Source organism: Serratia sp. JKS296, assembly GCF_900215445.1.
In the GTDB taxonomy this organism is placed as follows: domain Bacteria; phylum Pseudomonadota; class Gammaproteobacteria; order Enterobacterales; family Enterobacteriaceae; genus Serratia; species Serratia marcescens.
The window spans coordinates 3,875,037-3,889,837 of the sequence record NZ_OCMX01000001.1; the positions used below are offsets into that span (position 1 = coordinate 3,875,037).

At 60.1% G+C, this 14,801-nt stretch carries 8 protein-coding genes; all 8 read left to right on the plus strand.

The features are described from left to right. Positions 1-362: 362 nt before the first annotated feature. Complete coding sequence (locus CRO23_RS18640) at positions 363-1,535, plus strand: acyl-CoA dehydrogenase family protein (protein ID WP_228988481.1); 1,173 nt, start codon at positions 363-365, stop codon at positions 1,533-1,535. Continuing rightward, on the plus strand, positions 1,532-3,547 hold the full coding sequence (locus tag CRO23_RS18645; protein ID WP_255253514.1) for a DUF6041 domain-containing protein: 2,016 nt from the start codon (positions 1,532-1,534) through the stop codon (positions 3,545-3,547). The genes CRO23_RS18640 and CRO23_RS18645 overlap by 4 nt, the downstream gene beginning before the upstream one ends. Continuing rightward, positions 3,544-6,210, plus strand: coding sequence for a PEP/pyruvate-binding domain-containing protein (locus CRO23_RS18650; RefSeq protein ID WP_097102632.1), 2,667 nt, complete (start codon positions 3,544-3,546; stop codon positions 6,208-6,210). Before CRO23_RS18645 ends, CRO23_RS18650 begins: the two co-directional genes overlap by 4 nt. Positions 6,211-6,380: 170 nt before the next feature. Continuing rightward, positions 6,381-8,984: a hypothetical protein gene (locus tag CRO23_RS18655; RefSeq protein ID WP_028128230.1), complete on the plus strand. Its 2,604-nt coding sequence runs from the start codon at positions 6,381-6,383 to the stop codon at positions 8,982-8,984. Beyond that, positions 8,981-11,542 carry an aminotransferase class III-fold pyridoxal phosphate-dependent enzyme gene (locus CRO23_RS18660; RefSeq protein ID WP_097102633.1) on the plus strand — a complete coding sequence of 854 codons (2,562 nt, stop codon included), beginning with the start codon at positions 8,981-8,983 and terminating at the stop codon, positions 11,540-11,542. The genes CRO23_RS18655 and CRO23_RS18660 overlap by 4 nt, the downstream gene beginning before the upstream one ends. A 10-nt stretch (positions 11,543-11,552) precedes the next feature. After that, positions 11,553-12,569, plus strand: a complete 1,017-nt coding sequence (locus tag CRO23_RS18665; protein WP_004940222.1) for a methyltransferase — start codon at positions 11,553-11,555, stop codon at positions 12,567-12,569. A gap of 23 nt (positions 12,570-12,592) precedes the next feature. Next, complete coding sequence (locus CRO23_RS18670) at positions 12,593-12,856, plus strand: acyl carrier protein (protein WP_004940224.1); 264 nt, start codon at positions 12,593-12,595, stop codon at positions 12,854-12,856. After that, entirely contained in the window at positions 12,853-14,799 is a 1,947-nt protein-coding gene (locus CRO23_RS18675; protein ID WP_097102635.1) for an aminotransferase class I/II-fold pyridoxal phosphate-dependent enzyme, read from the plus strand. Before CRO23_RS18670 ends, CRO23_RS18675 begins: the two co-directional genes overlap by 4 nt. The last annotated feature ends 2 nt before the right edge of the window (positions 14,800-14,801 follow it).

Genomic DNA, 14,801 nt, shown 5'->3' on the forward strand with positions numbered 1-14,801 from the left:
CCTATCTTAAGCCGCTTTCCGCCACTCACCAAGCCTCAACGCCCTACCGTCGATATCGATGAGAAACCGATAGCCACATCCAAAAGATAGATACTTCACCTGCAAAGCATTCACCAAAAAACAATAGACAATCTAACCTATTAAAATTTGATCAAATTAAGATTTTTATTATATGTAAATTTTTGTGTATAAATAACACAAAATAAAACACAATTAAAACAACAAAATAAAAACACAAATTAACAAAATTGTAATAATAGACCACATAAATAAACATTTATTTACATTTACCATTACTTTGCCTGTTTGAGTTTTGGCCACCTCCAAACTAGAAATATTAGCTAATTTAATCTCTCAACCCAATGGCGGAGTTCGTCATGGATTTTAACTTATCAAGTGAGCAGCAGGCTCTAAGCGAATCCGCTCAGCGTTTTGCCCGCGAGGTGCTGGATCAGGATGCGCATGCTCGGCTTTCACGGCAGGTATTAAGCCTGGATTTGTGGCGACAAGCCGCCGCCTATGGTTTTACCCGAGCCCCCGTGACGACCGCGTTCGGCGGATTGGGCATGAATGCGCTCGATACTGCACTGATGATTGAGGCGCTGGGTAAAGGCAGCCGCGACATCGGCATGTCCTTCTCGCTCTGCGCCCATCTGTGCGCCTGCGTGATCCCGCTTTCCCGCTTCGGTTCCGAGGCATTAAAAGCGCGCTATCTCGAAGCGTTGGCGGCCGGAAAACTGATCGCGGCGAATGCGGCGACGGAGCCGGACGCCGGTTCCGATATTTATGCCATGAAATCAACCGCTCAACCCTGTGAAGGCGGCTACCGGCTCAACGGAAACAAAATTTTCATCACCAACGCGCCGATTGCCGACATCTTCATCGTCTATGCGAAAACCCATCCCGAACATGGCTTTATGGGCGTGTCCGCATTTGTGCTCGAGAAAGGGATGCCAGGCTTAAACGTAGGCGCCGTCAGCCCGAAAGATTGCCTCTCCAACTGCCCGTGGAGCGAACTGACCTTCAACGACGTCTTCATTCCGGAGGCCCAACGGCTCGGTATGCCGGGCGCCGGCGGCGCCATCTTCCACGATTCAATGATCTGGGAAAAGGGCTGCCTGTCGGCTCTGTTTATCGGCGCAATGGAGCGCGTGTTCGACAGCGCGCTGGACTATGCCAAACAACGCCGACAATTCGGCAAAGCGATCGGCCAATTTCAGTCCGTCTCCAACCGCATCATCGAGATGAAACTGCGTCTGGAACAGTGTCGGCTAATGCTCTACCGCGCCTGTTGGAAACACGATCGGGGCCAGGATGCCGAGATCGACATCGCCATGAGCAAACTGTTGATTTCCGAATATGCCGTGCAGTCCGCGCTGGACGCGATTCAAATCTTCGGCGGAGCCGGCATGGATCAAGAACTCGGTCTGGTGCGCCACTTACTGAACGTGATCCCCAGCCGGATCTTCTCCGGCACCAACGAGATACAAAAAGAAATTGTCGCCCGCAAGCTGGGTCTGCGGGGGGGGGCATGATGATCGTTCAACGCGTTTTTGCCGTGCTCTATATGTTGGCCGGCCTGGCGAAAGCCTTCCCTCAGTTGGAAAACGTCGCCGATATTCTGCAGCAGGCGGCCGTGGCGAACCAGGGCACCTGGTACGCCGGGGCGACGGCTTGGTTGGCGGCGCAGGGTACAGTGGTTAACGCGCTGATCGGCGTGGCGCTGTTTGCCTCCGGTGCTGTCTTGATGTTCAACCCGCGTTGGACGCCATTGATCATCTACTGCCAGCTGCTGATGATGGCGGGATTTGTCACGATCCTGCACCGCGCCCAGCCGCAGGTCATGTTGCTCGATGCGATTTTCGCGCTGGCGGCGCTGTACATGCTGCGTCAGCAGCACCACCGCAAACCCAAGCCGCGCACGTTCCCCACGCGCGACTTTTCCACGCCCACGCCGGCGGCAGGCGGCCCGGTAACCCCCGCGCTGGACGGCGAGTATGACGTGGTGATCATCGGCGGCGGCGTCTCCGGTTTGGCCGCGGCCAGCGAACTGACCGATCGCCGGGTTTTGGTGCTGGAAAAAAGCGCCTCCTTCGGCGGCAACGCCCGCTACAGTACGGTGAACCGCCTGAAATTTCCTATCGCTGGCGTCTGCTTCCAGGAACCGCTGCCGAATTCTTTCATGGCGCAACTGCTGAAGAAAATCGGTCTGAGCGGCGTATATAAATCCAATGAAAAGGACACGCTGGTATTTTTCGACACCGTCTTGCTGCTCCGCTGCCTGGGTGAAGTCGTCGTCGGTTTTATCAAACAACCGGTCTACCTGCTTAAACCCGCCGTCTGGCGCCTGACGGGACAACTATTCCTGCATGCCTTGATCGGTAAACCTTATGTTATCGCGGCAAAACAGCTGGGCGATCCGATCTTTGCCGATCTGTACGCCTTCCTGGATACCTTCTCGCCGCGCGGCGAGCGGTATCCCAGCCTGCCCTGGACGCCGCAGAGCGCCTGGAGCAAAACGAATATGGCGCTGCTCGACACTATCCCGCTGTACACTTATCTGTTCGAACCGCACAAACTGGATCAGATCCCGACGGATCTGCGGCCACCGAGAAAATTCGGCAGGTTGGTAGAGAATGCCGTCAGCACCACGCTGCGCGTGGAATGTCTCGATATTCGCGAAGTCTCCGCCTATGTCGGATTGCACTTCCTGGTGGGGTATTTACGCGGCAATCTGGTCACGCTGCCGGGCGGTAACGGCAGCATCAGCGCCGGGCTGCTCGACTATCTTGAGGAGCAAAACAACGTCAGGCTGCAAAGCCGCGTACAGCTTCAAAGCATCACGCCCGGCGGCGACGAAACGGTGATCCGGTTCAGCGTCAATGGCGCGGCCAGCGAAATCAGAGCCAAACAAGTGATCTGGGCCGCCCCCAAAACGCATGTGCCCACCTGGTTGCCCACCCTGCCCAAAGAGCAATTGGCGGCGATCCGCCAGATCCGCCATGAAGATTACTACCTGGCGAACGTGCTGTTGAAAAAACCGATCCTCGAACGCTCGTTCGGCGGCTATCTGATCGAGCCGGAAAACACCCGCACACCTTACTATTGGAGCAAAGCCGGCACCTGCCTGGTCGCCAATTGGATGGACAATCACCTCAGCGCGGAAGCCGGGGTATTAACCCTGCTCAAACCGACCACTCGCCCAGAGCGGCAAGGTCGCACCGCGCAAAACGAGTTCCCGGCGCTGCAGCAACAGACCTATGTCGAAATCGCCAAAGTGCTGGGCAACATGGGCATTGACGCCGACATCATTGAAGACATTCAAATCTGGTTCTGGCCCGCGGGTCTGGTGACCTCGGTCGCCGGGCAACAGGCCCAGGGCGTGTTTCACCAGGCCAGCAGGCCGTTTGAGAATATTCACTTCGCCAATCAGGACAGCGTGGGCATCGGTAATATCGAAAGCGCGGTGTTAGCCGGACTGAACGCCGCCAAAGCGGTGAGAGGACGCCTCGCAATGCCCATTACGCCTGCGGAGGTGATGTCATGAATCCTACCCTGGTGGTTGAACTTTCCGGCGATAAAACGCTGGAACCCCATCGCCTGGGCGGCAAAGCCCATTCGTTGAATCATTTGATTCAGGCGGGCTTGCCGGTGCCGCCGGCGTTTTGCATCACCGCGCAGGCTTACCGACAGTTTATCGAATTCGCCGTGCCGGGAGCGCTGCTCGACACGGGCGCACCGGGCAACGTGCGCGATATGATTTTGAGCGCCGCTATCCCCGCCCCGCTCGATCTGGCGATCCGTCACGCCTGCAAACAGTTGGGCGACGGCGCCTCGCTCGCCGTGCGCTCTTCGGCGCTGGAAGAAGACGGCCTGACCCACTCTTTCGCCGGGCAATACGACACTTACCTGCACGTGCGCGGGGATGACGAGGTGGTGCGCAAGGTGCAATCCTGCTGGGCGTCGCTCTGGGCGGAACGCGCCGCCCAGTATAGCCGGACATCGGCGGCGCAGAGCGATATCGCCGTCGTCTTGCAAATCATGGTGGATGCAGACGCCGCCGGCGTCATGTTTACCCAAGATCCGCTGACAGGCGATGCCAACCACATCGTCATCGACAGCTGCTGGGGGCTGGGGGAAGGCGTGGTATCCGGACAAGTCACCACCGACAGCTTCATTTTGGATAAGACGAGCGGCGAGATCCGCGAGCGGCAAATTCGTCACAAACCGCACTATTACCAACGCGATCCGCAGGGACGGGTCACGCTGCTGCAAACGCCCGAAGCCAGGCGAGACGCCCCCAGCTTAACCCCGGAACAGCTGCAACAGCTTGCCAGGCTGGCCCGGCAAACGCGGATGATTTACGGCACGGAACTGGATATCGAATGGGCGGTGAAAGACGATCGCGTGTGGCTCCTGCAGGCGCGGCCGATCACCACGCAGGCCAAACCGGTTCAGATGCTTTACGCCAACCCGTGGGAAAGCGATCCGACGATCAAGGAACGGGCCTTTTTCTCCCGAATGGACACCGGCGAGATCGTCACCGGCTTGATGACGCCGCTGGGGCTATCGTTTTGCCAGTTCTACCAAAAGCATATTCATGGCCCGGCGATCAAAACCATGGGGCTGGCGGATATCGGCGATTGGCAGATTTATATGGGGTATTTGCAAGGCTACGTCTATCTGAATATCTCCGGATCGGCCTACATGCTCCGCCAATGCCCGCCCACCCGCGACGAAATGAAGTTCACGACCCGCTACGCCACCGCCGATATCGATTTCAGCGGGTACAAAAACCCCTATGGCCCCGGCGTACAGGGATGGGCTTATCTCAAGAGCGCCTGGCATTGGCTGAAACAGCAGAGGCATAACCTGCGCAGCGCCGGCGCGACCGTCGATGCCATGATCGCCCTGCGCCAGCGCGAGACGCGCCGTTTTCTGGCGCTGGATCTGACGACCATGACACATCAGGAACTGGAGCGAGAACTCAGCCGCATCGACGGTTACTTCCTCGACAGCTGCGCCGCCTATATGCCCTTCTTCCTTCAGTCGTTCGCGCTCTACGATGCGCTGGCGCTGACCTGCGAACGTTATCTCAAAGGCCGCGGCAACGGATTGCAAAATCGCATCAAGGCGTCGATGAACAACCTGCGCACCATCGAAGTCACGCTGGGCATTCTCAGCCTGGTGGAGACGGTCAATCGTCAACCGGCGTTGAAGGCCCTGTTCGAGCGACACAGCGCACAGGAACTGGTCACCGTCCTGCCCACCGCTCCCGAATCGCGCGCCTTCTGGCAAAGCGACTTCAGCGCCTTCCTGTTCGAGTTCGGCGCCCGTGGCCGCCAGGAGTTCGAATTGAGTCTTCCGCGCTGGAACGACGATCCCAGCTACCTGCTGCAAGTGATGAAAATGTATCTGCAACATCCGGTGGATCTGCACACGAAACTGCGGGAAACAGAGCGGCTGCGCCATGAAGACAGCGCGACGCTGCTTAAAGCGATGCCCTGGTTTGGCCGGATGAAGCTGAAGTTCATCACCAAACTGTATGGCGTGATGGCCGAACGCCGCGAAGCGACCCGGCCAACCTTCGTCACCGAAACCTGGTTCTACCGCCGCATCATGCTGGAAGTGCTGCGGCGCCTGGAGGCGCAAGGCCTGGTCAAACCGGCCGATCTGCCCTATGTGGACTTCGAGCGCTTCCGCGCGTTTATGGCGGGGGAACAGTCGGCGCAGGAAGCGTTCGCCGCCGATCTGATCGAGCGCAATCGCCACCAGCATCTGCTGAACCTGCATGCGGAAGAGCCGCCGATGGCGATCGTCGGGGGGTATCAGCCCAGGATGAAAGCCCCCACGGCGGAAAACGCCGCCGGCATGCTGTCCGGCCTGGCGGCCAGCCCCGGCAAAGTGGTGGCGAAAGCGCGCGTCATCACCGACCTGCTGGCGCAGGCCGGCGAGCTGCAGCCCAACGAAATCCTGGTGGCGCGCTTTACCGACGCCAGCTGGACCCCGCTCTTCGCGCTGGCGGCGGGCATCGTCACCGATATCGGCTCTGCGCTGTCCCACAGCTGCATCGTCGCACGCGAATTCGGCATTCCCGCGGCGGTCAATCTCAAGAACGCCACCCAGTTGATCAACAGCGGCGACACCTTGATTCTCGACGGCGACAGCGGGACGGTCATTATTCAACGCGGAGAACGTGCCGATGGCTAGTCAGCACCACATCCGGCGAAGGTAAACCATCCGCCTGAACACAGCACAATTCAACGAAGGTGATGCGCGCGGCAACCGCCGCCTGCAGAGACCGTCGCGGGCTTTGTCGTGCCGAATTTGCCCGCCTGGCTGAAGCCGTCACTCCATTTTGGCTGCACAAGGAACTCATCATGACGACCCTGACAGGACAAGCAAGACTCACCAACTCCGCCGCCTACGAGCAAGTGTGGCAAGCGGAGCGCCAAGCCTGCCGCACCGACGCGGATCCCGACACCCTGACGGTCGGCGTGGTGGTGGTGACGCGCAACCCGGCGTTTTTCCAAACCGGGCTTAGCGTACTGAACGATATCCGCGATTATGTTTTCAACCGCGTGCATATCCAGTCCGAGATGCCGCTGAAACTGTTGGATCTGGCGGCGGACTCGCTTTATCTGGCCGCGCGCGAAAAGGCGCTGCACTTTCTCAAAGGCCAAAACAAGGCTATCAACGTTCGCATCATCCAATGCGCCAGCCTGGCCGAGGCCACCGGCAAGATCATCTATACGCATGCGCTGGAACAGCGTCCCGAATTTCATTTGGGCATGCTGTTCTACGATCAGACCACGCCGGCCGGCGTCGATGACAGCATCGAACAGATCGATCGCGATCTGGACGCCTTTTACAGCGCCTTGCAGCGCAGCGGCATTCCCGCGTTTTACACCACCTTCTCCACCGTTGCGTTCATTCGCCAGCTGCGATCGCCCTTCCGCTACCTGCCGCAGCAATACCGCGAAATCGTGCGCAGCGAAGATCCGGCGATCTTCCAAACCGAGCTGTTGTGCCTGTGGATGGACTTCTTCGAGATGAACTACACCAACCGCCGGGTCAAGCCGATCGGCGCGCTGGCGCTGCACAACACGCTGGGTGAGCAGCTGATTCAATTTTTCGAGCGTACCGCCGCCGAACGCTGGCTGGTGTCCTATTACACCGGGTCGATCATCTCCAATCTGATCGGCTATCTGGATCGGCATGCGGAGGCGCGCGGCGCGCTGATCCTGCGCGGCCCTAACGAACACGCCATCGCCTGCGGCGCCATGGCCAACTGGCAGCTGTATCGCATGCCGTTCCTCGGCGTAGTGACCTCCGGGATGATGGATGAATTCAAGGGTACGCTGGCCAACCTCAAGGAAACCGCCGCCCAGGGCATCATCGTCGCGGCGGAAAACCGCGGCAATCAATGGTACAGCTTCCAGGGAACGCTGACGCCGACGGAGGACATGCGCGAAGTGCTTATCGCCCGCCGCATCCCGTTCGTTTATATCGATGACGTCGAAATGATCGGCGCCGGTTTGACGGAAGCCTTCCGCCTTTATCATCAAGGCCAGGGGCCGGTGGTGATTCTGGCGACGCAAAACGTGCTGGAGTCGACCCTGTCGCTGGAGGGCGCCGTCTGCGATCCCTCGCCGATCCCGGTTCTGTCGGCGGACGATCCGCTGCCGATGAGCGAAAGCCTGGCACAGGCGATAGCGCTGATCAACCGCGGGCCGGAACGGCTGGTGTGGCAGTTGGGCCCGGTCAGCGACGACGAATACGCCCTGATCCATGACATCGCCGACGCCGCCGGCATCGCCCTGGTGGACTCGTTGGCCCATCCCGGCTCGGCGCCGAAATATTATCAGGGCCGGCGCAATCCCCACTACCTGGGCACCCTGGCGATTTACGGCTATAGCCCGCGCGTCTACAACTTCCTGCACACCAATGACAAGCTCAACGCCATGAGCGAGCAGAGCCTGTTTATGATCAAAAGCCGCGTCGCTCAGATCACCACCCCCTTCTCCGACGGCAGGCTGGAGCGCAAGGTTCATCTGGTGCAGCTCACGCACGATGATCGCCATCTGTCGCCCTATGCCGATCTGCACCTGCACATGAACTGTCTGGCGTTCCTGCGCACGGTGAAAGCGCATCTCGACGTCGATCCGGCATTGCGGGAAAGACGCCGCGCGTTGATCGCCGCCTATCTCGATTCGCCTTCCGACGTGGTCAGCCAGCTTCCCAGTCTGCCCATGTCGGCCAACTACTTCTTCTGCCAGTTGAACCGAGTGATTGAAGAGTTGATCGAAACGGAGGGCTTCGATTTTACCGGCGTATATGACGTCGGCCGGTGCGGCATCTCCGCCGCGCGTAACGTCGCCAAAACGCGCCGCGGCTTTTCCGGCTGGTATGGCCGCGCCCTGATGGGCGACGCTCTGCTGGCCACCGGCTACCTGGCTTACACCAGCCCAAGCCACGTGATGGCGTTTATCGGCGACGGCGCTAAAGGGATCGTACCGGACATCCTGCCGGCTTTTATCGACAACATTCTCACCCATCCGCAGTTGCTGAATAAAAGCATCACCGTCTTCTATTTATGCAACGGCGGTCTGTCCGTCATCAATACCTATCAGGAACGCATTCTGTTCAATCGCACCTCGCGGCAAATGCGGTTGGTGAACGTCGAACAGCCGGACGTCGAACAAACGGTCAATAACTTCCATATCCAGAGCAAAACGCTTACGCATTTCGACGAAGACGTCATTCGCCAGGCGCTGACCACCCCGCACCGACTCAATCTGTTCTCCGTGGTGCTGGGGCACAACAATGAAGGCGACGGTATCTCGCTGGCCACCGCCAAAGGCTGGCAGCGCGATCCGAGCGACCACGACGCCCTGCAGGAGCGCAAAGCCTGGGCAGCCCAACAGCCCGAATCGACCAGCACCGCCTTCGACCAAGATCCTACACAGGAAGCCACCTCATGAAATTCGGATTCATCGCTCATCCCACCTCGCTGGGGTTGAAACGTTACGTCAAAATGCTCGATCTGCTGCAACGCAACTCGACCGAGCAGCACAGCGGCTATACGCGTGAACTGTGGGAACGACAAAACCTGGTTCCCTTTATGAACTTCGCCAGGATCACCTCGGCGACCGGCGCCACTTGCGAAGGGGTGATCAAATACATGCCGCTGGTGGCGGATGAGATGCTGGCCGACGCACGCGGTATCGCCGCCAGGGTGGTCCAAGGCATCGAAGAACTGGCCGGCGATGGCGCCGAACTGGTCGGTCTCGGCGGTTTTACCTCTATCGTTGGGCGACGCGGCGAAGCCACCGCGGAAAAGTCGCCGGTGCCGGTCACCTCCGGCAACTCGCTGACCACCTACGCCGGCTACAAGGCCTTGATGCAGATCCAGTCCTGGCTGGAAATTCGCCCGGAGGAGGAACCTGTCGCCATCGTCGGCTATCCGGGGTCGATCTGCCTGGCGCTAAGCCGTCTGCTGCTGGCGCACGGTTTCTCTCTCCATTTGCTGCACCGCGCCGGCAACCATGATCGCAGCGAACTGCTCAGCCATTTGCCCGAGGAGTATCACTCGCGCGTCACCCTGACCAGCGATCCCGAAGATCTCTACCCGCGCTGCAAACTGTTTGCCGCCGCGACCTCCGCCGGCGGCGTGATCGACCCCGCCAGACTGCAACCCGGTTCGATCTTCATCGACGTGGCGCTGCCGCGCGATATCGCTTCGGAAACGCGCCCGGCGCGGGATGACATTCTGATCATCGACGGCGGCTGCGTCACCGCCACCGATGCGGTCAAGTTGGGTGGAGAATCGCTCAACATCACCATCAAGCAACAATTGAACGGCTGCATGGCGGAAACCATTGTGCTGGCGCTGGAAAACCGGCGGGAAAACTTTTCGCTGGGCCGCTATCTGGCGCCGGAAAAAGTGCTGGAGATCGGTGAAATCGCCGAGCGCCACGGGTTCTTCGCCTATCCGCTGGCCTCGTACGGCGAGCGCATCGATCGGCAGAGCGTGACCAACCTCAAGCGCTACTACCACCATGACATCTATGCCGGGGAACCGGCTGATGCGGCGCTGCCCGCATCGCGCCTGGCGTTTATCGATGCGGTCATCGCCCAAACGCCGGCCAGGGAAGACACCCTCGACCGCTATCATCAATACATCAACCCCATGATGGTGGACTTCCTCAAGTTGCAGCGCTGCGACAACGTTTTCCGCAGCGCCGCCGGCACCCAGTTGTATGACGATGCGGGCGAGGCTTTCCTGGACATGGTGGCGGGCTACGGGTGCCTAAACCTGGGCCACAACCCGCAGCCAGTGGTCAACGCGCTGAAAAACTACCTCGACGCTCAAGGCCCCAACTTCATTCAATACATTTCCATTCCCGAACAGACCGCCAAGCTGGCCGAAGTGCTCTGTCGTCTGGCGCCGGGCAACATGGGCCGGGTGTTCTTCAGCAACTCCGGCACCGAAGCCGTCGAGGCCGCGATGAAGATCGCCAAGGCCTCGACGGGCAAGCCGGGCATCGCCTATCTGCGCAACAGTTACCACGGTAAAACGCTGGGCGCGTTGTCCATCACCGGACGAGACAAACACCGCCGCTATTTCACACCGCTGCTGGACGCGATGGTGGAAGTGCCGTTCGGCGATCTCGCCGCGCTGCGGGAAGCGCTGAACCGTGAAGACGTCGGCGCGCTGATGATCGAACCGATCCAGGGCGAAGGCGGCGTGCATATCCCGCCCGCCGGTTACCTGCAGGCGGTGCAGCAGCTCTGCCGCGAGACCGGCGTGCTGCTGATGGTGGACGAAGTGCAAACCGGGCTTGGGCGCACCGGCAAACTTTTCGCCTGCGAATGGGACGGTATCGAGCCGGACGTGCTGATGCTGTCGAAATCCCTGTCCGGCGGCCTGATCCCCATCGGCGCCACGCTGTGCCGAACCGATCTTTGGCAAAAAGCCTATGGCACGGCGGACCGCTTCCTGGTGCACAGCTCCACCTACGGCGGCGGCAACCTCGCCTCGGTCGTCGCCCTCAGCGCGCTGCGCGAGATCCTGGCGCAGGATTTGGTCGGCCATGCCGAACGGATGGGCGCCTACTTTAAGCAGGCACTGAGCGAGATCGCCGCCCGCTATCCGTTCGTCAGCGAAGTGCGCGGCCGCGGCCTGATGCTGGGGATCCAGTTCGATCAGGCGTTCACCGGCGCGGTCAACGCCTCCGCCCGCGAATTCGCCACCCGGCTGCCGGGCGATTGGCACACCACCTGGAAATTCTTGCCCGATCCGGTGCAAGCCCATCTGCGGGCGGCGATGGATCGCATGGAACAGGCGCTCGGCGAAATGTTCTGCATGAAATTCGTCACCAAGCTGTGCCAGGACCACAAGATCCTGACCTTCATTACCGCCAACAGCTCGACGGTGATCCGTATTCAACCCCCGCTCATCATCAGCAAAGCCGAGATCGACCGTTTCGTCGGCGCCTTTGCCACGGTGTGCGAGGAACTCTCCACCTTTTTAGACTAGGGAGCCAGCAATGCCTTTAACCAAGCAAGATGCCGTCAATCAGATGATGGGCTTTTTCCAGGCCAAGGCGCTGACCGCCGCGCTGGCGCTGAAGCTGTTCGATCAGCTGCGCGATCGGGACGCCGACGCGGCGCACATCGCCGCGCGGCTTGACTGCCCGGCGCGTTCCACCGAGCAGTTGCTCATCGCGCTGCGGGCCATGGGGTATCTCGACCAACGAGATGGCCTTTATCATTTGCCCGCCGCCCACCGGGCTTTTCTGTTGAGCGACGAACCCCAGTGGCTGGGATGGCTGGGCCGCCACATCGATACCTTCCTGTATCCGCTGTGGGGCGAGCTGAAAACGGCGGTGCGAAACGATGCCCACCAGCGCCGCACGGTCTTCGGCGATGACCGCAGTTGGTTCGACATCCTGTACCAAAATCCGGACGACGTGGCGGACTTCCAGGAATTTCTCGGTAAATTCGCCGCGCCCTTTATCGCCGGCTTTGTTCGCGATTACGACTTCTCGCAACACCGTGCGTTTTTGGACATCGGCAGCGGGATCGGCAGCCTGCCGATGGCGATCGCCGACGCTTATCCGGGGATCGCACTCGCGATCTGCGAACTGCCGCAGGCCTCGGCGTTCTTGCGCGACAAGCTGACGCTGCAAGGCTATGGCGAACGCATTGACGTCGTGGAGGGCGATGTCATCAGCGGCGATCTGCCGATCGGCGGCTATGACCTGATCCACCTGGGATGGATGCTGCACGACTACGCCCCGGAAACTCAACTGACCATCCTGCGCAACATCTATCGGGCGATGCCGGCCGGCGGCCGCTTCATCGCTTCCGAAACGCCGCTGAACGAAGACAAATCAGGGCCGGAATTTACTGCCCTGCTGTCGCTGAACATGCTGGTCTCCACCGACGGCGGCATAGAGAGCAGCGCGCAGGAATACCTGGACAGATTCCGTCTGGCGGGATTCAGCAACGCGCGCATCATGAAAATAGCCGGCCCACGCACCCTGATCGTCGGCGAAAAATAACCAGTTAGCAACGGGAGCTCGCAATGTTAGAAAGCAAATTGATCCAGCATATCGCCACCCAGTATCTGGATGGCGATCACGACGGCCTGAATGCTCAAACCCCGCTGTTTGAACTGAACGTCGTCGATTCCGCCTCCATTTTCGATCTGGTGGATTTTCTGCGTCAGGAGTCTCATGTCGCCATCGGCATGCATGAGATCCATCCGGCGAACTTCGCCTCGGTGCAGGCGATGGTCGCGCTGGTGCAACGGTTGCAAGCGCAAGTCGCCGCAGGGGGTGTCGCATGAGCGTTCACGCCGTCGATAGCGCCGCAAACGCGCATGAAGCCGTCCGGCAGTCGGTGCTGCACACCTTCGCCCGGCTGACCGAGTACGAACCGTCGGCACTGGCCCTGACCAGCCATCTGGAAAACGATTTGGGCGTCGACTCCATCGCGCTGGCGGAAATTGCCATGGTGCTGAACCGTCAGTTCCAATTAAATACGCCGCTGGCGATCCAGGAGATCAAAACCATTCAGGATGCGCTCGACGGTATTTTGCAGCGCGGTTTCACGCTGCCGACGCCGAACGCCGCCGCGCAACCTGCCCCCGAGACGCCTCAGGCCTGGTTGAGCGCTCTCGTGCGCCAGGTGTTCGCCACCCACAGCGGATATGAAGTGCGTGATCTGGCCCCCGACGCCGCCATCGAAGGCGACCTGGGCATCGACTCCGTAGCGGTGGTGATGGCGCGCAACGAGTTGCTCAAAACGCTGGGCCTGGACGATAACGCAACGCTGGCGGAGTGCCGCACGCTGGCTGAGCTGGAGCACAACCTGGCGACGCGGCTGGTTCAGGAACAGGGTGAAGCGTGGTTCAGCCGCTTTGGCCAGCACACCGCCGCGTCCGCCGCGCCGCAGCCCACCAAGGCGCCCGCATCGCCGGACGCGCGCGATGAGCTCGGCGATCCGCGCACCATGCGGGACTTCGTCGGCATCGAGCACCCGGATTTGTTCCATAAAACGCGTGAATTCGGCGCTTTTTATCGCGATAAAAAACAGCGTCAGCTTTACTGGTACGGCATGCCGCTTGAAACGCCGTGCAAAAACCGCGCGGTCATGTTCGACGAGGTCACCGGCAAAAGCCGCGAATTTTTGATGTTCGGCTCCAACAGCTATCTGGGATTGTCGAACCATCCGGAAGTGATCCACGCCATCCAGGACGCCGCTGGCCTGTACGGCGCCACCAACACCGGGTGCCGCATCATCGCCGGCAGCAACGTGCTGCATCTGGAATTGGAGCGCAAACTGGCCAAGCTCAAAGGGCGCGAAGACTGCATCGTCTATCCGTCCGGCTACTCGGCCAACCTGGGATGCATCTCGGCTCTGACCAGCCGACACGACCTGGTGTTCACCGACGCCATCAACCACATGAGCATCCAGGACGGCTGCAAGTTGGCGGGCGCGCAGCGGAAAATTTATGACCACTCTTTGACCAGCCTTGAGAAATCGCTGGCCAAATACGCCGATCACCCCGGCGGCAAGCTGATCGTCACCGATGGCGTTTTCAGCATGCACGGCGATATCGTCGATCTGCCGCGCCTGATGAAGCTGGCCGAACGCTACGGCGCACGCGTATTGGTCGACGACGCGCACGCGACGGGCGTCTTGGGCAAAACCGGCTCGGGCACGGCGGAACACTTCAATATGAAAGGCCAGGTGGATCTCGAACTGGGCACCATGAGCAAGGCGCTGTCGGGGTTAGGCGGCTTCGTTTGCGCCGATGGCGAAGTGGTCGAATACCTGCGTTTCTACTCCAACTCCTATGTTTTCGCCGCCACCATCCCCGCCGCAGTCGCCGCCGGCGTGATCGCCTCCATCGACGTGATGCTGCGTGAACCCGAGCGGCTGACCAAGCTGTGGGACAACATCTACTACTTCCGCACGCTGCTGCTTAACGCCGGTTTTGACCTTGAGCATTCCGACTCGGCCATCATTCCGGTGGTGGTGGGCGACGACGCCAAAACGCTGCTGTTCGGCCGCGCCGTCCGGGCGCGCGGGCTATTCTGTCAGACCGTGGTCTTCCCGGGCGTCAGCGTGGGTGACGCCCGCTTACGCATCAGCGTGACCAGTGAACACACGCGTGAAGATCTGGATGAAGCCTACGCCATTTTGGTGGCGGCGGCGCTGGAGACCGGCGTGCCGGTCAACGGCGATGTCCGACGGGAAGAGCGCGCACGCGCCGCCGAGGTCTGACA

Excerpts from the sequence above, each read along its gene's own strand:
- CRO23_RS18655 (WP_028128230.1), top strand. The coding sequence starts at position 6,381 with ATGACGACCCTGACAGGACAAGCAAGACTCACCAACTCCGCCGCCTAC.
- CRO23_RS18665 (WP_004940222.1), top strand. The coding sequence starts at position 11,553 with ATGCCTTTAACCAAGCAAGATGCCGTCAATCAGATGATGGGCTTTTTC.
- CRO23_RS18670 (WP_004940224.1), top strand. The coding sequence starts at position 12,593 with ATGTTAGAAAGCAAATTGATCCAGCATATCGCCACCCAGTATCTGGAT.
- CRO23_RS18650 (WP_097102632.1), top strand. The coding sequence starts at position 3,544 with ATGAATCCTACCCTGGTGGTTGAACTTTCCGGCGATAAAACGCTGGAA.
- CRO23_RS18645 (WP_255253514.1), top strand. The coding sequence starts at position 1,532 with ATGATGATCGTTCAACGCGTTTTTGCCGTGCTCTATATGTTGGCCGGC.
- CRO23_RS18660 (WP_097102633.1), top strand. The coding sequence starts at position 8,981 with ATGAAATTCGGATTCATCGCTCATCCCACCTCGCTGGGGTTGAAACGT.
- CRO23_RS18675 (WP_097102635.1), top strand. The coding sequence starts at position 12,853 with ATGAGCGTTCACGCCGTCGATAGCGCCGCAAACGCGCATGAAGCCGTC.
- CRO23_RS18640 (WP_228988481.1), top strand. The coding sequence starts at position 363 with ATGGCGGAGTTCGTCATGGATTTTAACTTATCAAGTGAGCAGCAGGCT.